Annotated in this window: 13 protein-coding genes; 3 read left to right on the forward strand and 10 right to left on the reverse strand. The window is 69.2% G+C overall.

Annotation, left to right across the window (positions count from 1 at the left end; all coding sequences use genetic code 11):
* Positions 1–32 precede the first annotated feature (32 nt).
* The 6 genes from nirD to FXO18_RS11580 form a co-directional block, all read right to left on the reverse strand.
* Positions 33–428, reverse strand: a complete 396-nt coding sequence (gene nirD, locus FXO18_RS11555; protein ID WP_149361234.1) for a nitrite reductase small subunit NirD — start codon at positions 426–428, stop codon at positions 33–35.
* Positions 428–2959, reverse strand: a complete 2532-nt coding sequence (gene nirB, locus FXO18_RS11560) for a nitrite reductase large subunit NirB (RefSeq protein ID WP_149361235.1) — start codon at positions 2957–2959, stop codon at positions 428–430. Before nirB ends, nirD begins: the two co-directional genes overlap by 1 nt.
* Positions 2956–4500 carry an FAD-dependent oxidoreductase gene (locus FXO18_RS11565; protein WP_149361236.1) on the reverse strand — a complete coding sequence of 515 codons (1545 nt, stop codon included), beginning with the start codon at positions 4498–4500 and terminating at the stop codon, positions 2956–2958. Before FXO18_RS11565 ends, nirB begins: the two co-directional genes overlap by 4 nt.
* Positions 4497–6641 carry a molybdopterin oxidoreductase family protein gene (locus tag FXO18_RS11570; protein ID WP_149361237.1) on the reverse strand — a complete coding sequence of 715 codons (2145 nt, stop codon included), beginning with the start codon at positions 6639–6641 and terminating at the stop codon, positions 4497–4499. Before FXO18_RS11570 ends, FXO18_RS11565 begins: the two co-directional genes overlap by 4 nt.
* A gap of 75 nt (positions 6642–6716) precedes the next feature.
* Entirely contained in the window at positions 6717–8126 is a 1410-nt protein-coding gene (locus FXO18_RS11575) for an MFS transporter (protein WP_149361238.1), read from the reverse strand.
* A 254-nt stretch (positions 8127–8380) separates the two neighbouring features.
* A complete protein-coding gene (locus FXO18_RS11580) occupies positions 8381–9703 on the reverse strand; it encodes an MFS transporter (protein ID WP_149361239.1) in 1323 nt (440 codons plus the stop codon).
* A 185-nt stretch (positions 9704–9888) separates the two neighbouring features.
* Between FXO18_RS11580 and FXO18_RS11585 the strand changes: the two genes are divergently transcribed.
* Positions 9889–10566, forward strand: a complete 678-nt coding sequence (locus FXO18_RS11585) for a FadR/GntR family transcriptional regulator (protein ID WP_235900635.1) — start codon at positions 9889–9891, stop codon at positions 10564–10566.
* Positions 10567–10716: 150 nt separating this feature from the next.
* On the opposite strand, the gene FXO18_RS11590 is transcribed toward FXO18_RS11585, so the two are convergent.
* The 3 genes from FXO18_RS11590 to FXO18_RS11600 all read right to left on the reverse strand — a co-directional run bounded on the left by FXO18_RS11590 (position 10717) and on the right by FXO18_RS11600 (position 13992).
* Positions 10717–11595 carry a TIGR02569 family protein gene (locus tag FXO18_RS11590; RefSeq protein WP_149361241.1) on the reverse strand — a complete coding sequence of 293 codons (879 nt, stop codon included), beginning with the start codon at positions 11593–11595 and terminating at the stop codon, positions 10717–10719.
* A gap of 102 nt (positions 11596–11697) precedes the next feature.
* Positions 11698–12873, reverse strand: coding sequence for a molybdopterin-synthase adenylyltransferase MoeB (gene moeB / locus FXO18_RS11595; protein ID WP_149361242.1), 1176 nt, complete (start codon positions 12871–12873; stop codon positions 11698–11700).
* A 12-nt stretch (positions 12874–12885) separates the two neighbouring features.
* Positions 12886–13992 (reverse strand): DUF3152 domain-containing protein, encoded by a 1107-nt coding sequence (locus tag FXO18_RS11600; RefSeq protein WP_407936468.1) that lies wholly within the window; start codon positions 13990–13992, stop codon positions 12886–12888.
* A 220-nt stretch (positions 13993–14212) separates the two neighbouring features.
* Between FXO18_RS11600 and FXO18_RS11605 the strand changes: the two genes are divergently transcribed.
* Complete coding sequence (locus FXO18_RS11605; RefSeq protein WP_149361334.1) at positions 14213–14905, forward strand: TetR/AcrR family transcriptional regulator; 693 nt, start codon at positions 14213–14215, stop codon at positions 14903–14905.
* A 163-nt stretch (positions 14906–15068) separates the two neighbouring features.
* Here the strand turns inward: FXO18_RS11605 and FXO18_RS11610 are convergent, their stop codons facing one another.
* Positions 15069–15299: a DUF3107 domain-containing protein gene (locus tag FXO18_RS11610; RefSeq protein WP_149361335.1), complete on the reverse strand. Its 231-nt coding sequence runs from the start codon at positions 15297–15299 to the stop codon at positions 15069–15071.
* Positions 15300–15785: 486 nt separating this feature from the next.
* Here FXO18_RS11610 and FXO18_RS11615 point away from each other — a divergent pair, with 486 nt between their 5' ends.
* A complete protein-coding gene (locus tag FXO18_RS11615) occupies positions 15786–17444 on the forward strand; it encodes a DEAD/DEAH box helicase (protein ID WP_149361244.1) in 1659 nt (552 codons plus the stop codon).
* The last annotated feature ends 5 nt before the right edge of the window (positions 17445–17449 follow it).

Raw genomic sequence — 17449 nt, forward strand, 5'->3', positions numbered from 1 at the left:
CCGGGGTGTCGTCGCGGGTGTGGGCACGCTTCTCACGCTACTTCGTCACGCCACCGCGGGTCAGCTGGACGAACCTCCACCATGCCCTCGCTGATGCGTACGTCGTAGACGGGCAGTGCCATCGCCTCGTCGTCGAGGCATGCTCCGGTCTCCAGGGAGAATGCCTGCTTGAGCAGTGGCGATGCCACGACCGGAGTGCCCTTGCGGTCACCGACGATACCGCGGGACATCACGGCGGCGTTCATGAAGGGGTCGATGTTGCCGACGGCGCGGAGAGTTCCATCGTCGAGGCGGAACAGCGCGACCTGCTCGTGGCCGGGCAGCAGCACCGCGACCCCCCTGTTGGGGGTGAGGAAGTCGTAGGCGCAGGCACGGGTCCAGGTGGTGTCCTCGTCGGGTACGGGCTGGCGGAAATCGAGCGCGGTCATCACTTCACCCCTGCGGTTGTGGTGGCGGGCATTCCGGGCATTCCGAGGCCGACGGGAACCTTGCGCCCGTCGCTCTCGGTGAACTGGACGGTCGGGTCGGCCTCGTCCGGCGCGTTGACGAACGACACGAAGCGGGACAGCTTCTCGGGATCCTCGAGGACCCCGGCCCATTCGTCCTTGTAGCCGACGACGTGCTTGGCCATCGCGGCCTCCAGCTCATCGGCGAGCCCGAGGCTGTCCTCGCACACGACCTGGCGCACATAGTCGATGCCGCCGTCGAGGGATTCCTGCCAGGGTGCGGTGCGCTGCAAGCGGTCAGCGGTGCGGATGTAGAACATCAGGTAGCGGTCGATGTACTTGATGAGCGTCTCGTCATCGAGGTCGGAGGCGAGCAGCACCGCATGCTTGGGGGTCTGGCCACCGTTGCCGCCGACGTAGAGGTTCCAGCCACGCTCGGTGGCGATGACGCCGACGTCCTTGCCCCGGGCCTCGGCGCACTCGCGGGCGCACCCGGAGACGGCGAGCTTGAGCTTGTGCGGGGAGCGCAGTCCGCGATAGCGCTTCTCGAGGTCAACGGCCATCTTGACGGAGTCCTGCTGCCCGTAGCGGCACCAGGAGGACCCGACGCAGCTCTTGACGGTGCGCAGGGACTTGCCGTAGGCGTGGCCGGATTCCATGCCGGCGTCGACGAGCCGCTGCCAGATCTGCGGCAGCTGCTCGACGCGGGCACCGAACATGTCGATGCGCTGGCCGCCGGTGACCTTGACGTAGAGGTCGAACTCCTTGGAGATCTGGCCGATCACGATGAGCTGATCGGGGGTGACCTCGCCGCCGGGCATGCGCGGCACCACGGAGTAGGTGCCATTCTTCTGCAGGTTGGCGAGGAAGTGGTCGTTGGTGTCCTGCAGCGTTGCCTGCTCCCCATCGAGGATGTGCTCGCTGGAGGTCGAGGCGAGGATCGAGGCGACGGTGGGCTTGCAGATGTCGCAGCCCTTGCCGGTGCCGTGCTTGGCGATCAGCTCGGAGAACGTGCGGATCCCGGTCATCTGGACGATCTGGAAGAGCTCCTGGCGCGAGTGGTTGAAGTGCTCGCACAGCGCCTTGGACATCTCGACGCCCGAGTCGGCGAGGAGCTTCTTGACCAGCGGGAGGCAGCCGCCGCAGGATGCGCCAGCCTTGGTGCAGGACTTCACCGAGGCGACGTCGCACGCACCGTTGTCGATGGCCCCGCAGATATCGCCCTTGGTGACGGCGTTGCAGGAGCAGATCTGGGCGTCGTCGGGCAGCGCGGCGGTACCGATCTCGGCCGATCCACCCCCGGCGGGGGCGATGAGCGAGGCGGGGTCGCCGGGCAGCTCGCGGCCCACCATGGGTCGCAGGGTGGCGTACGCGCTGGCGTCGCCGACGAGGATCCCGCCGAGGAGGGTCTTCGCGTCGTCGGAGAGGACGATCTTCGCGTAGGTGCCGGCCGCGGGGTTGCTGAGGACGACCTCGAGCGCGCCCGGGGTGGTGGCGAAGGCATCGCCGAAGCTCGCGACATCGACGCCGAGCAGCTTGAGCTTGGTGGACAGGTCCGCGCCGGGGAACTCGGCGGTGCCGCCGAGCAGCCGGTCGGCGACCACCTCGGCGGTGGCGTAGCCGGGCCCGACGAGGCCGTAGCAACGGCCCTCGATCGCGGCCACCTCGCCGATGGCGAAGACATTGTCATCGGAGGTGCGGCAGGAAAGGTCGGTGATGATGCCACCGCGCTCGCCGACCTCGATGCCGGAGGTGCGGGCGAGCTCGTCGCGGGGCCGCACGCCAGCGGAGAACACGAGCAGGGATGCGTCGATGACCGAGCCATCGGAGAGCTCGACGGCGAGGGTGCCGTCCTGCTGCTCGATGATCGCAGCGGTGGAGACACCGGTGTGGATGGTCAGTCCGAGGTCGGTGACGAGGCTCTTGAGCTGGGCGCCGCCGCCCTCGTCGACCTGCAGGGGCATGAGCCGGGGCGCGAGCTCCACAACGTGAGGGGTCAGCCCCATGAGCTTGAGTGCGTTGGCCGCCTCGAGGCCGAGGAGCCCGCCTCCGACGACGACACCGACAGCACCGGCGGGCGAGGCTTCCGCCGCGGCGCGGATCTTGTCGAGGTCCTCGAGGGTGCGGTACACGAAGCAGCGCTCGGCGTCCTTGCCCGGAACCGGCGGCACGAACGCGTACGAACCCGTGGCGAGGACGAGCTTGTCATAGTTGATGACATCGCCACCGGTGGTGGTGACGGTGCGGGCATCCGGATCGATGACCTCGCCGCGCTCGCCCAGGCGGACCTCGACATGCGTGTCACCGGGGTAGTCATTGCCGCTGAGAGCGAGCTCCTTGTGGTCCCACGTGCTGACATAGGACGAGAGGGCTACTCGGTCGTAGGCTGCCACGGGCTCCTCGCAGAGGACCGTGATCTTCCACTCGCCCTGCTCATCGCGTGCCCGGAGCGCTTCGATGAATCGGTGGCCGACCATTCCGTGGCCGACGACAACGATTTTCTTCTGCATCATGCCGCTCCTTCTTCGTGCTGATGTTCCAAAGGTATGGACGCTTCGTTGCGTGCGTGTTTCGCGTCCGGGTCGCCCTTTTTAAGCCATCCGCACAGGCCGTCGACCGCGCTGGTGCAGCCCCCGCACCCGGTGGTGGCGCGCGTCACCGACGCCACGGCCCTGGTATCGCGGGCACCCTCGCGGAAGGCAGCGGTGATCTGGGACTTGGTGACGGAATTGCACTTGCACACCACCGCCGAGCCCGGCATGTTCGCCGGGCTAGCTGCCTCCGCTATTCCCGCGGCACCACGACCGAGCAGCAGGGCCATCCGGTCCGCCGGAACGGCCATCCCGGTGTCGAAGTACTGGGCGAGCATGCCGGTGACCTCGGGATTTCCCAGCAGGACGGCCCCCACCAACCGCTCATCGCGCACGATCACTTTCGCGTAGCGCCCGCGCACCGGGTCCGCCAGCGCCAGCACCTCCGCCTCGCGATCGTGCAGATCGGTGTAGACCTCCCCCATCGATGCGAGGTCGATGCCATGGGCCTTGAGCCGGGTGGTCTGCGATGTGCCCTGGTAGCTGCTCGTGGCGTTGGTCCCGGTGAGGTGATCGGCCACGACCGCGGCATGCTCCCAGGCGGGCTGCACGAGCCCATAGACCATGCCGCGATGCTCAGCGCACTCGCCGATGGCACGGATGCGCTCATCGGAGGTGCGGAGCTGGTCATCAACGATCACGCCGCGGTCGATATCGAGGCCGCACTGCTCGGCGAGCTCGGTGCAGGGCCGGATGCCCGCGGAGAGCACCACGAGATCGGTGGCGAGCTCCGTGCCGTCCTCCAGGAGCAGGCCCGTCAGGGTGCCGTCCTCGTCATGGATGAGCGATCGGGCGCGCTGGCCGAGCACGAGGCGCATGCCCATGTCCTCGAGGACGCGCGCGAGCACAGCACCACCGTCACCGTCGAGCTGTCGCTCCATCGGGTGGCTCGCCGGGTGCACCACCGTGACCTCCGCGCCGCGGCCCAGCGCGCCGCGCGCGGCCTCGAGGCCAAGCAGTCCGCCACCGAGCACCGTGATGCGCGCCCCTGGCGTCGTCGCAGCGAGGATGGCGTCGCAGTCCTCGACGGTGCGGAATGCCCGCACCCCGCGCGCGAGGGCACCGTCACTGGTACGGATGCCCTCCATCGGCGGGACGAATGACCGGCTTCCGGTGGCGAGCACGAGGTCGTCGTACTCCACGATGGAGCCGTCGTTGAGGTACACGCGCCGGGCGTCGCGATCGATCTTCTCCGCGAGCACTCCGGTCCGGACGGTGATGGCGTTGCGCTCGTACCAGCTGTCGGGCTTGAGGCGGGTCTCCCGCGCGGTGAGTCCACCGGCGAGGACGGTGGAGAGCAGGATGCGGTTGTAGGCGGGGCACGGCTCGTCACCGATGACGGTGATGGTGAGCTGGCGCGGGTCGGGCTGGCGCTGGCGCAGCTCCTCGGCCATGCGGGCACCGGCCATGCCGTTGCCGACGATGACGATGTCGCGCTCGCCGGTAGCGTGCTGGCTGATCATGTCGCGTTCTCCAATCGGATCGCGCTGACCTTGAACTCCGGCATCCGGCTGGTCGGGTCCAGCGCGGGATTGGTGATCAGGTTGGCGCGCTCCGCGTCGGGATAGTGGAACGGTATGAAGACAGTGTCGGCGCGCATTGTTTCGTCACAGTGAACCCGGGCGCGCGTGGTGCCACGGCGGCTTACCAGTTGCGCTAAATCGCCGTTACGCAGGCCGCACCGCTCGGCGGTATCGGGGTGAGCTTGCACGAACATCTCCCCCGCGGCCTTGGCGAGCTCGGCAACGCGCCTGGTCTGCGCGCCAGACTGGTAGTGGGCGAGCACCCGGCCAGTGATCGCGATCAAGGGATACTCCGCGTCGACGGGCTCGGCGGGGCCCCGGTAGCCCACGGCGATGAAGCGGGCCCGCCCGCTGGGGGTGGCGAAGCCGTCGAGGAACATCCGGGGCGTGCCCGGATGCGCGCCCGTGGCCTGCTCCGGGCAGGGCCAGTGCAGCGCCTCGCCCGCGTCGAGGCGCTCATAGGTGACGCCGCTGTAGTCGGCGATGCCCCCTGCCGAGGCGCGGCGCAGCTCATCGAACACGACCTGCGGCGCTACCGGGAAGCGATCAGCGGGCTGCCCGAGCCGCTCGGCAAGGCCTTGCCAGATCACGAGCTCGCCGCGCGAGCCCTCCGGCGGGACCACGGCGGTCCGGCGCCGGATCACGCGGCCCTCCAGGCTGGTGAGGGTGCCTTCCTCCTCCGCCCATTGCAGCACCGGCAGGACCACATCGGCCATCGCTGCGGTCTCCGACATCACGAAGTCGCACACCACGAGCAGATCGAGCGCCTCGAGCCGCTCAACGATGTGACCAGCCCGCGGGGCGGAGAGCGCGATGTTGGAGCCATGCACGAGCAGGGCCCGGACGCCACCGGTCTGGCCGAGGCTGTCGAGCAGCTCATAAGCGCTCTTGCCGGGACCGGGCAGCTCATCGGGGTCGATGCCCCACACCGCAGCGACATGCGCGCGCGCCGCGGGATCGGTGATCTTGCGATAGCCGGGGAGCTGGTCGGCCTTCTGCCCGTGCTCGCGCCCGCCCTGGCCGTTGCCCTGGCCGGTGATGCAGCCGTAGCCGCTCCCCCGGTTGCCGGGCAGGCCGAGGACCATCGCGAGCCCGATGATCGCGGAGACAGTGTCGGTACCGTCGGCGTGCTGCTCGGCACCGCGCGCGGTCAGGATGTAGGCGCCGGTGTCGTCGCGCTGCGAGGCGGCGAGCAGTCGCACCGCGCGGCGCATGTGCGCCACCGGCACGCCCGTGACGCGCTCGGTGCGCTCGGGCAGCCATTGCGCCACCTCCGGCCAGTACTCGTCGTATCCCTCTGTGCGGGCGTCGAGGTAGTCGCGGTCGATCAGGCCCTCGGTGATCGCGATGTGCGCGAGCCCGAGCGCGAGCGCCATATCGGTGCCGGGCTTGATCTGCAGGTGCAGCCCGCCGCCGTCCTCGGCACGGGCCGCAGTGGCGGTGCGGCGTGGATCGACGACGATGAGGCCGCCCGCGTCCGCAGCGGTGGAGAGGTGGCCGACGAACGGGGGCATGGTCTCGGCGACGTTGCCGCCGAAGATCATGATGGCCCGCGCGCGGGTGAGGTCGCTGACCGGGAAGGGCAGGCCCCGGTCCACGCCGAACGAGCGGATGCCGGCCGCTGCGGCCGAGGACATGCACCAGCGGCCGTTGTAGTCGATGTTGGAGGTGCGCAGCGCCACGCGAGCGAACTTGCCGAGGATGTACGCCTTCTCGTTGGTGAGCCCGCCGCCGCCGAAAACACCGATGGCGTCGTTGCCGTACTGCGCCTGGATCGCACGAATCTTGTCGGCGATGAGGTCGAGGGCCTCGTCCCAGCTGGCCTCGATGAACTCCTCGCCGCGGCGCACCAGCGGGGTGACGATGCGGTCGGGCGCGCGCAGCAGCTCCGCGCTGGTCCAGCCCTTCTGGCACAGTCCGCCCCGATTGGTCGGGAACGCGCGGCCCTCGACGGTGGCCGAGCGGGCACTGTCCCCAGGAGTTGCCGCTGCGCTGTCCGCGGTGATCGTCATCGCGCACTGCAGCCCGCAGTAGGGGCAGTGCGTGCTGGTGGCGACCAGGTTGCGTGATGTGATGGACATCGCAGCGAATACCTCCAAATGCCGCTGCCAGCACCGCGCTTCGGCGATGCTGGCAGCAAGCGGATCAGGCGGGACCTACACGTTCGCGTAGGCCAGGTTGGGGACGCGCTCGATAGCGAAGCTCGAGCGAAGGTAGAACCACCAGGTGACCAGCCCGCACACCAGGTAGAAGCCGGTGATGACGATCAGCGCGGGCGCAAGGGTGCCAGCGATCGCCACCGACTGCTTGAAGGTGAGGTTGACGAGCACGCCACCGAAGGCACCAGCAGCACCGATCACGCCGACCGCGGCGGCCGCGCGGCGCTTGGAGCGCTTGAGCTCCTCGGTGAGGTCGCCACCGAGCTCAGCGACCTGTGCCCGGGTCTGGGCCGAGAAGATGAGCGGGATCATCCGGTAGGCGGAGCCGTTGCTGACGCCGGAGAGGATGAACAGGGCCACGAACGCGGCGAAGAACAGCCAGAAGTTGGCGATGCTGACCGCGAGGAGAGCCGTCAGGGTGCCGATCGCCATGCCGCCGAAGGAGAGCAGCGTGATCTTCGCCCCGCCAACGCGGTCAGCGAGCCAGCCGCCGAAGGGACGGCTGACCGAGCCGATGAGCGCGCCGAGGAAGGCCATGCGCACCCAGCCACCGAAGCCGAGGTCCATGAACTCCAGCTTGATCAGCGTCGGGAACGCGAAGGAGTAGCCGATGAACGAGCCGAAGGTGCCGATGTAGAGGAACGCCATGATCCAGGTCTGGCGGTTCTGCAGGGCGAGCTTGTAGGAGTCCTTGTCCGGCTTCGCGGAGGTGAGGCTGTTCATGAAGAAGAACGAGCCGATCGCGCCGACGATGATGAACGGCATCCAGATCAGGGCGGCCCAGATCAGGTCGATGCCAGTGCCGAGGCTGATGACGAACGGCACGAGCAGCTGCGAGACCGCGACACCGATGTTGCCGCCGGCGGCGTTGATGCCCAGCGCGAGGCCCTTCTTCTTCTCCGGGAAGAAGAAGGAGATGTTGGCCATCGAGGAGGAGAAGTTACCGCCACCGAGGCCCATGAGCGCAGCGGTGAGCAGGAAGAACCAGTACGGGGCGCCGGTGGTGACGGCGTAGGCCAGCATGCTGGTGGGGATGAGCAGGGCGCCGGCGGAGAAGGTGGTGAAGGCCCGGCCGCCGAACTTGGGGATCGCGAAGGTGTAGGGCACGCGCAGCGCGGCACCGACGAGGTTCGGCACGATCAGCAGCCAGAAGATCTGGCTCGCGCTGAACGCGATGCCCACCTGGTCGAGGTAGACGACCACGATGCTCATGAGCACCCACACGTTGAACCCGAGGTGCTCGGCGAACACGGAGAACCACAGGTTGCGGTTGGCGGTCTTCTTGCCGGTCTTCTCCCAGAACGTCTCGTCCTCGGGCTCCCAGTGATCGATCCACTGGCCACCCTTGATGCTTGCGCTCGATGGCGCGCTCTCGCCCGGAGTGGGCTTCTCGCTCACTAGAGTCATCGCTGGATCCCTTTCCTAGGCCTCGTTGACCCCGTCCGGCGTGGTGGCCGGGCGGTTCGACGACGAAGGTGTTGTGTCGCCAGCCGGAGCGCGGGATAGCGCTGCTGCTGGACCGTGGATCTCACGCTAGGGACGAGGTGTTGCCTCGGTGCTGCGTGCGATGACCTCACCGTCAAGATCTCCTCACCTGGACAAATAGTGCACGGTGAGCGTTAATCCGGTGTTTCGTGGACGTATCGGGAAGGCAAGATCCGCTAGTTCCAGGTGTCCTCGATCACACGCGGCTTGCACGCGTGGAAGGCTCCAGTGATCAGCGTCACCATCGCGACGGCGAGCAGCGCCAGGGCGAGAGTCCAGCCACCGGTCGCATCGTGGAGCAACCCCACGAGGAGCGGGCCACCGCAGGCAAGCAGGTAGCCGACCCCTTGCGTGAAGCCCGACAAGGAACCTGCCGCGTGCGCGCTGCGGGTGCGCAGGTTGATCAGCGTCAGCGCCATCGGGAACGTCGACGGCCCGAGCCCGAGCAGGATCGCCCACGCGAGCGGATAAGCAGCGGGAGCGATCGCCAACCCGGCCATGCCGATCGCGAGAGACGTCATGCTAGCCAGCGCGAGCGGGAACGGGTTGGTCATGCGCGTGGTGATCGCGGGCACCAGCATGATCGCGAGTAGGCCCGAGAAGATGAACACCCCGAGGTAGGCGCCCGCGTCGACCCGGTCGACGCCAGCGTCGGTGAGCATGGTGGGCAGCCAGGTGAGGAAGCTGTAGGTGATCAGCGAGGTCATGCCGAACATCACGGCGAGGCCCCACCCCACCGGTGAGCGCCAGGGCCGGCCCGTGGGCGGCATAGCGATCAACGTGTGGCTAGCATCCTCGGCCGTGCCTGATGCGGCGGGGGATGCGTTGCACTTGGATGCGTTGCTATTGAAGGCGTTGCGCAGCCCGATCCAGGGCAGGACTGCTGCGGCCGCAACGAACGCCCAGATGGCGAGCGAGGCCCTCCAGCCGTGCTGGTCCGCCACCGGGATCGCCACGACCGCGGGCACGACGGTGCCGAGCTGCACGAAGGTGATGTAGAGCGTGGAGATCAGGGCGAGCCGGTCGGAGAAGTATCGCTTGACCAGTGGTGGCAGCACGATGTTGCCGATGCCCATGCCGTAGAGCGCGAGCATCGTGGCGGCGAGCATCGGAGCGGGCGAGCCCATGAGCGGGCGCAGCGCCAGCCCGGCAGTAGTGAGAACGACCGACAGCAGCGCGACACGCTCGAGCTCGATGCGCGCCATGATGCGGGGTGTGGTGATCCCGGCGATGGCGAACATCGCTGGCGCGGACATGCCGAAGACTCCCGCCATGACCGACCCAAACCCGATATCGGTACCGATCTCGGCGATCAGCGGGGTGAAGGAGGTGACGGCGAGGCGCAGGGTGAACGCGGCGAGGACGATGCCGATAAGCACGAGCGCGCGCCCGCGCCAGGGGCGCCAGCCCGCCCGCGGGGACGGCTGGGACGGAGCGGCCGATCGGGGCACGGTGGCGTGCTCGGCGTCGACGGCCTGCGATGGGAGATAGGGGGGCATGGGGGCTTGTCACCTCGCTCTCGACAATTCATCGAATCATAGGATGATTTATTGGCGAGGGGCAACAGTATTGTTGGTCACGCCCCGCTTATGCGATTCGTCCCGTCCCCCAGCCCCTAGGGTCGAGTCCCCAGCCCCCCGGCACAGCGCTCACGCCCCAGCAACACAACGAAGGAGCACACATGGTGCGGCCCGTGCAACGCAACAGCCTCATCGCGCAAGTCACCACCATGCTGCGCCACGAGATCACCAGCGGAAAATGGCCCGTGGGCACCCGCATCCCCACCGAGCCCGAGCTCACCGAGATGACCGGCACCGGCCGCAACACCATCCGCGAGGCCGTGCAGGCCCTCGTCCACGCCGGGCTGCTCGAGCGCCGCCAGGGCTCCGGCACCTATGTACTGTCCGACTCCCCGGTCTCCGGCGCGCTCGCCACTCACCTCGCCGCCGCAGCTGACCGCGACGTGCTCGAGCTGCGCCAGGCCCTTGATGTCACCGCAGCGGCCCTTGCTGCCTGCCGCCGCACCCCTGACGACATCACCACGCTGCGCGACCTGCTCCAGCAACGCCGCGACCTCGCCGCCCAGGGCAACCACGAGGCATCCGTCCAGGCCGATATCGCCCTGCACCGCGCCATCGTCGCCGCCAGCCACAACGCCCTCTACGTCGAGTTCTACGACTCCCTGCTGCCCATCATCAGCACCACCATCCACGCCCACGCCGACGCCCACCCCGGCGAGGCGCCCCATTACGACCCCGAGCACGAGCGACTCGTCCAGGCCATAATCGACGGCGACCCTGATCAGGCCAGTCGCGAGGCGCAGCAATTCCTCACCAGTCTCATCGACCAGCTCGAGGAGTAGGCGCCCGGTCGCCTGGACCGCCAGCGTCCGCCAAGGCAGCAAATCCGCGACCGAGGCGTACGGCTGCTCGGAAGTGTTACCGAATAACCCCAGGCGCGGGGCGGGAGGGTGCACAAGCGCACACAACCGACCGCGGCCCAGCCGCAGTGGCTAGCGGCCCGTGGTGGCCTGCTCGCGGACGAGCTCGAGAATGCGCTCGGCGGTGCTCTCGAGAGCCACGAGCGCGGAGTCGGTGGAGCGCGGATGCAAGGCGTGCACCGCGACGCGGAACATCAGGGCGCGCAGCAGCATCTGCGGCCACTCCTTCATGCCGTCCCACCGCTCGATGAGCCCGTCATCAGCGCCGCCCCAGGAGAGGGCGTCCACGACGACGACCCCGGCTGCCCAGGACATGGGCCGCCAGTACGGGCTGATGTCGGTGATGCCCGGCGCGGCGGTATCGGAGAACAGCACGGTGCCGAAAAGGTCGCCGTGCACGAGCTGGCCGGGCAGGTTGACCTCGCGGCGCTGCTCGCCGAGGTGCTTGAGCAGGTCGAGGCTGCGGTCCACGCCCGGCTTGGCCATGTCGAGCAGGCCGGTGCGGCGCGGATCACGCAGCGGCACGGGCTCCCACGCGGCACGGTCAGCCGCGACGAACACGTCGATCTCGGAGAACGGCGCGACGGGCTGCTGCGTGAGGAACCGGGGCTTCTCCATGCGCGCGGTGGCGGCATGCAGGCGCACCGAGAGCGACACGACCTCGTCGTGGCGCGGCTCGGGCGAGCCTTCGAGGAAGGTCTCGGCCCGCCAGCCAGCGACGACGTAGCGGCCATCGGTGGCGCGGACGGGCTTGGCGACGCGGGCACCGTCGACGAGCAGGGTCTCGCGGACCTTCGCCGACCAGGCGGCGCGGGCGTGGTCTCCGACGGGCGAGAGGACCACGTCGCCGAGCCGCCACCCACCGTCCCAGTCGTCTCCGAGAGACACTGGCTCGATCTCGCGCAGGCCAAAGGTGGCGCGCACATGTTCCGGGGGCGGGGCAGGACTCACGGTCGGTAACCTACCTGCTCCCGGCCCCGCAGCGCTGCAGGCAGGCCGTGGCGTCGCCGAAAACCCTGGCGCGGGAAATCCCAGCACGGGGGCCAGCTGGGGTCAGTACCGGGGCAGGCTGGGGTCGATCTGCTCGGCCCATGCATCGATGCCCCCGGCGAGGTGCCGCGCGGTCGTGAATCCCTGGCCGCGCAGGACCTCCAGCGCGGCGGCGGAGCGCACGCCGGTCTTGCAGTAGAGCACGAGATCGCGATCGCCGGGCATGCGTGCGAGCGCCTCGCCGGAGAGGAACTCGGTGTGCGGTATCCACTGCGCGCCCGGCAGGTGCGCCAGCGTCCATTCGCCCTCGCTGCGCACGTCGATGAGGACGGGGCCGGCAGGCGCGCGCAGGAGCTCGTGCAGCTCGGTGGGCTTGATCCCGGCCTCGGGCGGGACGTCGGCGGTGGGCATGCCGCAGAGCTGCTCGTAGTCGTCGAGCTTGGCAACGGGAGCCGTGGCGGGGTCGCGCCGCAGCCGGAGCGTGCGGAAGGACATGGCGAGCGCGTCGTAGACGAGTACGCGCCCGAGAAGTGGGTCGCCAGCGCCGGTGATCAGCTTGATCGCCTCGGTCGCCATGATCGAACCGATGGTGCCGCACAGCGCTCCGAATACCCCGCCCTCGCCGCAGGAGGGCACGGTCCCCGGAGCCGGCGGCTCGGGGAACAAGTCGCGATAGGTGACGCCCCGCCCGTCCGGAGCGGCGTCCCAGAAGACGGACACCTGGCCCTCGAAGCGGAAGATCGCGCCCCACACGCACGGCTTCCCGGCGAGAACCGCCGCATCGCTGACGAGGTAGCGGGTGGCGAAGTTGTCGGTGCCATCGAGGATGAGGTCGTACTGGCGGAAGATGTTGACGGCGTTGCGCGGCTCGAGGCGCACATCGTGCCAGCGCACCTCGACGCCAGGATTGAGCTCGCGGATGGCGTCGCGAGCGCTCGCGCCCTTGGGCCGCCCGATGCCGGACTCCCCGTGGATGACCTGCCGCTGCAGGTTGGACAGCTCCACATCGTCGAACTCGACCACACCGAGTGTGCCGATGCCCGCGGCGGCGAGGTACAGCAGGATCGGCGAGCCAAGCCCGCCGGCGCCGATCACCAGGACGCGGGCGCTGCGCAACCGGCGCTGCCCCACTGCCCCGATGCCAGGGATGAGGAGGTGGCGGCTGTAGCGGGTCGCCTCGCCCGGCGCGAGCGGCGGGCCGGGCTCCACGAGCGCCGGCAGGGACCCGCTGGAAGTCATCGTGAGCCTTTCCTAGGGGACCTGCGGGAAGGGCCACGGGTTGTAGCGGCAGGACAGCCCGTCGGCAGGAATGCTGCCGTAGGGGTCGAGCTGCGCGATGTCATTGTTGGCGGTGGAGAGCGTCTGCTGCATCATCACGTGCGCCAGCGCGCCCTCCGCCTCGCAAGGCACGTGGGCGGCGAAACCGATAGCGTGCCCGATCTCGTGGTTGATCACGTACTGCCGGTAGGAACCGATGTCTCCCTGGAACGGGACCGCTCCCCGCACCCAGCGAGCATCGTTGACGATGACCCGGCCCGGGATGGGGTTGTAGCACGAGACCTCGAGCTCGATGGTGTAGCCGCACATCTCGCGGACTGTCATCGCGGCTGTCAGGGACACCCGGAAGTCGGGCTCGCCCTGCCCGGGATCCGAGATGCGCTGGAAGCCGAACCGGGGGTCGCCGGTCCAGCTCTTGGGGTTGGCGAGAGTCGCATCGACCATCCGCGCGACGGCCTCGTCGCCGCCATAGCTGGTGGTATCGACCCCGTTCTCGACCTCGACGGTGTAGCGGAACACCCGCGCTCCGGGCGCGCCGACCGGCGCCGTGCCGCCGGGGACGATCCGCCACTGCCCGGAACCGTCGGTCGCGTAGCCACCGCCCGCGGGCAGGTGACCGGTGGGCAGATCGACGGGAAAGCCTTCGTTGGGCGAGGGGATCGGGCCCGGGTCCTCACGCTGCTGCCGCGTGCCGTGCACTCCGCCGTCGAGCAGCGGGACCGAGCCGTGCGCGGCCTCCGAGAGGCGGGCCTCGGCCTCGCCCACGTCCGTGCCGGTGCGCCCGAGCGGGTGGAGCACCGCCACCACGATCGCGAGGACGAGGACAGGAATCGCAGCGATCCGCCACCCTGGTGCCTGGAGCAGGCGGGATGCCGCGGCGGCGACGATCCGGGCTGGCCCGCGCCGGTCCTGGCGCTGTCGTGTCCTGCGGGTCCTCATGATTGCGCTCGCTGTCCCCCTCGTGATGCGCTCGCTCGCCGATGCCGCATCACTGTCTCGTGTATCCGCTCGCAGGTCTCCCACCGCCCGCCTGGAACTGCATGGGCCGGGCGATCCTCTGCTGGGTCCAGGGTAAACCAGGGTGGCCGGTCCGGCCCGGCAGCGCAACGGCCGCGTCTCGCGGTCGCGGTGCGCTCCCCGACCGGCAAGGTAGTGTCGTGTTACCAACGAGGCCACGGGCGGTGATGCCCGTGACCAATGATCGCGATGCAGCGAGGCCGGTGCAACCAGGAAGGTGGTGGGACGCGCTGTGAAGGATGTGACCCGGGCCGCGGATCGTCCGGCCGGAGCGCCCAGCGCGATCGCCGCGCGTGGCAAGCCCCCCGGTCCCGGAGGCACGGTGACCCGCCGCAGCGGTCGGCTCCCCCGGGGTGCCCGCCGCGCCCAGTTGCTGGCCGCGGCGAGCGAGATCTTCGCGGGGCAGGGCTACCACGCGACGGGGATGGATGACATCGCCGAGCGGGCCGGGGTGAGCAAGCCAGTTCTCTACCAGCATTTCCCGAGCAAGCTGGAGCTCTATCTCGCGGTGCTGCAATCTCACGTGGAGAACCTCGTGGCGAGCGTCCGCCAGGCCTTGCGCTCGACGACGGACAACCGCCGTCGGCTCCGAGCAGCGATCCAAGCGTTCTTCGATTTCGTCGACAATGACACGCAGGGATACCGGCTGATCTTCGAATCGGATGCCTTGGGCGATCCCTCGGTGCAGGCTCGGGTCGAGCAAGCGACCGAGGCGTGCATCGATGCGGTCTTTGACCTCGTGAGCCACGATTCGGGGCTCGATCCCTACCGGGCCCGCATGCTCGCGGTAGGCCTCGTGGGCATCAGCCAGGTCAATGCCCGCTACTGGCTCGAGGCTCGCCGTCCCATCAGCAAGTCCGACGCGGTCGAGACGACCGTGGCCCTGGCCTGGGGCGGGCTGTCGCATGTGCCCTACCAGCGAGCAGGCACCGCGTTGCCCGAGCCGCTCGGCCATGACATGCCCGTGCCGGAATAGGCAGCGGGCGGTCGCGGGAGTCCTTGCCACCACACAGCAAACGCGATAGAAGCCGCCGGGAAACCAGCGCAGCTTCTATCGCGTTTATCCGTTTCTGGTGCTTCTGCCGCTATGCACCGCCCCTGGCCGCCACGCGCAACGCGCGAGGCCCTGGGTCCTGGGATCAGAGCGCGGCGAAGCCGACCTTGCGCGGATCCGCGGGACCGATCTCGACGTAGGCGACCTTGTCCGACGGCACGAGGTACTTGCGACCCTTCTCGTCGATCAGTTCCAGGGTCGTCGGGCTGCCGGACTCGAACGCCGCGCGTGCTTGCTTCTCCACGTCCTCGACCGTTTGGGTGCTGTTGACCACGAGCTCCCGGTTGCTGTCGGCGATGCCGATCTTGACCTCCACGCTGTCCTCCGATCCGTCCCGGCCCGCATGGCCGGTCACGCCTACAACGACACCGGCGGCCCGCGCGATGTGTCGGGCCCGGGACCGGCATCCCTACCCCAGCAAGGCTAGCGAACGCAGCGCCCGCGGCACCCGCCCCCGGCTGCGCTAGTAGCGAAACATGGCCCCCGCCCGGTGCCGGCCGGGCCCCCGGGCATGCCGCGCCTGCGCCCAGCCCGGCTCGACAGGGCTGCACCGGGCCTCGCGGCAGTTACCATAGGGGGGACGCGACGCGCGCGCATCCTCAAATGGCGCACGTCCCGGTCGCGATGTCGAGTCGCCAGGCCTCCGGCCCGGTGCATGGCTCCGCGCGGCCCGGGATGCCCTGCGACCGGATGCATGCGAGTCGTCGCGCTCGAACCTGCATGGCGTGCCCCTGCGCGCCCGCATAGCCCGGATGCTGCTCCCTGTGCCTGCTAGCCCGGGAGCAGCCCGAACGAAAGGGACATCCTGAGCACCTTCACCCATGACAGTGAATCCGACACTACGCAGGACGTCGGCAAGACCGTCGTCGCTGATGCGGACGTCCTGACGACGCCGCACGAATCGCCGAGCTTCGCCGAGCTGGGCGTGCGTCCTGAGATCGTCGCCGCGCTGCACAAGCTCGGCATCGAGCGCACCTTCGCCATCCAGGAGCTGACGCTGCCGCTCGCGATGGCCGGCGATGACCTGATCGGGCAGGCCCGGACCGGAATGGGCAAGACCTTCGGCTTTGGCGTGCCACTGCTGCACCGCATCTCCACCCTCGAGGAGCTCGACGGAACCCCGCGGGCCCTGGTCGTGGTGCCCACCCGCGAGCTGTGCCTGCAGGTCACCAAGGACCTCACCGGCATCTCGCAGGACGTGCCGGTCGGTTCCGCGGACCAGCCCCGCATGCTGCGCGTCCAGGCGATCTACGGTGGCCGCCCCTACGAGGAGCAGATCTCGGCGCTCCACGAGGGCGTCGACGTCATCGTGGGCACGCCGGGCCGCCTGCTCGATCTCTGCTCGCAGAAGCACCTCAAGCTCGATCGGGTCGCGGTGGCCGTCCTCGATGAGGCCGACGAGATGCTTGATCTCGGCTTCCTCCCCGATATCGAGAAGCTGCTCAGCCGGGTCCCGGAGAACCGCCAGACCATGCTGTTCTCGGCGACCATGCCGGGCCCGATCATCACCCTCGCCCGCACGTTCCTGCGCCGCCCGACCCATGTGCGGGCCGAGGAGCATGACTCCCCCGCCGTGCACGCCCGCACCGCGCAGTTCGTCTACCGGGCGCACGCGCTCGACAAGCTCGAGCTCGTCTCCCGCGTGCTGCAGGCACGGGAGCGTGGCGCGACGATGATCTTCACCCGCACCAAGCGGCAGGCCGACCAGCTCAGCAAGGACCTCGAGGAGCGGGGATTCTCGGTGCGTCCGATCCACGGCGACCTCGGCCAGATCGCGCGCGAGAAGGCGCTCAAGGCGTTCCGCACCGGCAAGGTCGATATCCTCGTCGCCACGGACGTCGCGGCCCGCGGCATCGATATCGATGACGTCACCCATGTCATCAACCTGCATTGCCCGGACGACGAGAACACCTTCGTGCACCGCGTTGGCCGCACCGGCCGCGCTGGCCGCACGGGCATCGCGATCACGCTGGTCGATTGGGAGGACACGGCCCGCTGGAAGGCGATCAATACCGCGCTGGATCTGGGCAAGCCCGACCCCGCGGAGACCTACTCGACCTCGGATCACCTGTATACCGATCTCGATATCCCCACCGATGCCACCGGCCGGGTGTCCATCCCGCCCCGCGCGAGCACGGATGCCCCCGCGGAGCAGTCCAGCGGGCCAGCAGCCCCTCGGCCGCCGCGCAAGACCGACGGCAACCGCAAGCGTCGTCGCACCCGTGGCGGGCAGCAGGGCGGCTCCGGGCAGTCCGGTAGCGGCGGAGCAAGCGCCGAGACCGGATCCGCGTCCAGCAACAACGGACCAGGAAACAGCGGCGCTCCGGGCCACAGCGAGGGTGGCAGCACGGGAGAGCAAGGCTCCGGTGCACCACGTCGCCGTCGCCGCCGCCGCAAGCCCTCCGGCGATGCGCAGTCCGTCGCGCCCACTAGCTCCAGCTCGGGCCCCACGAGCAGCTAGGCGGC

This window comes from Lolliginicoccus suaedae (genome assembly GCF_008312885.1).
Classification (GTDB): domain Bacteria; phylum Actinomycetota; class Actinomycetes; order Mycobacteriales; family Mycobacteriaceae; genus Lolliginicoccus; species Lolliginicoccus suaedae.

Bases quoted from the DNA above. Each gene is read 5' to 3' on its own strand.
- FXO18_RS11575 (WP_149361238.1), bottom strand. From the start codon at position 8,126: ATGACTCTAGTGAGCGAGAAGCCCACTCCGGGCGAGAGCGCGCCATCG.
- FXO18_RS11570 (WP_149361237.1), bottom strand. From the start codon at position 6,641: ATGTCCATCACATCACGCAACCTGGTCGCCACCAGCACGCACTGCCCC.
- nirD (WP_149361234.1), bottom strand. From the start codon at position 428: ATGACCGCGCTCGATTTCCGCCAGCCCGTACCCGACGAGGACACCACC.
- FXO18_RS11565 (WP_149361236.1), bottom strand. From the start codon at position 4,500: ATGATCAGCCAGCACGCTACCGGCGAGCGCGACATCGTCATCGTCGGC.
- nirB (WP_149361235.1), bottom strand. From the start codon at position 2,959: ATGATGCAGAAGAAAATCGTTGTCGTCGGCCACGGAATGGTCGGCCAC.
- FXO18_RS11580 (WP_149361239.1), bottom strand. From the start codon at position 9,703: ATGCCCCCCTATCTCCCATCGCAGGCCGTCGACGCCGAGCACGCCACC.
- moeB (WP_149361242.1), bottom strand. From the start codon at position 12,873: ATGACTTCCAGCGGGTCCCTGCCGGCGCTCGTGGAGCCCGGCCCGCCG.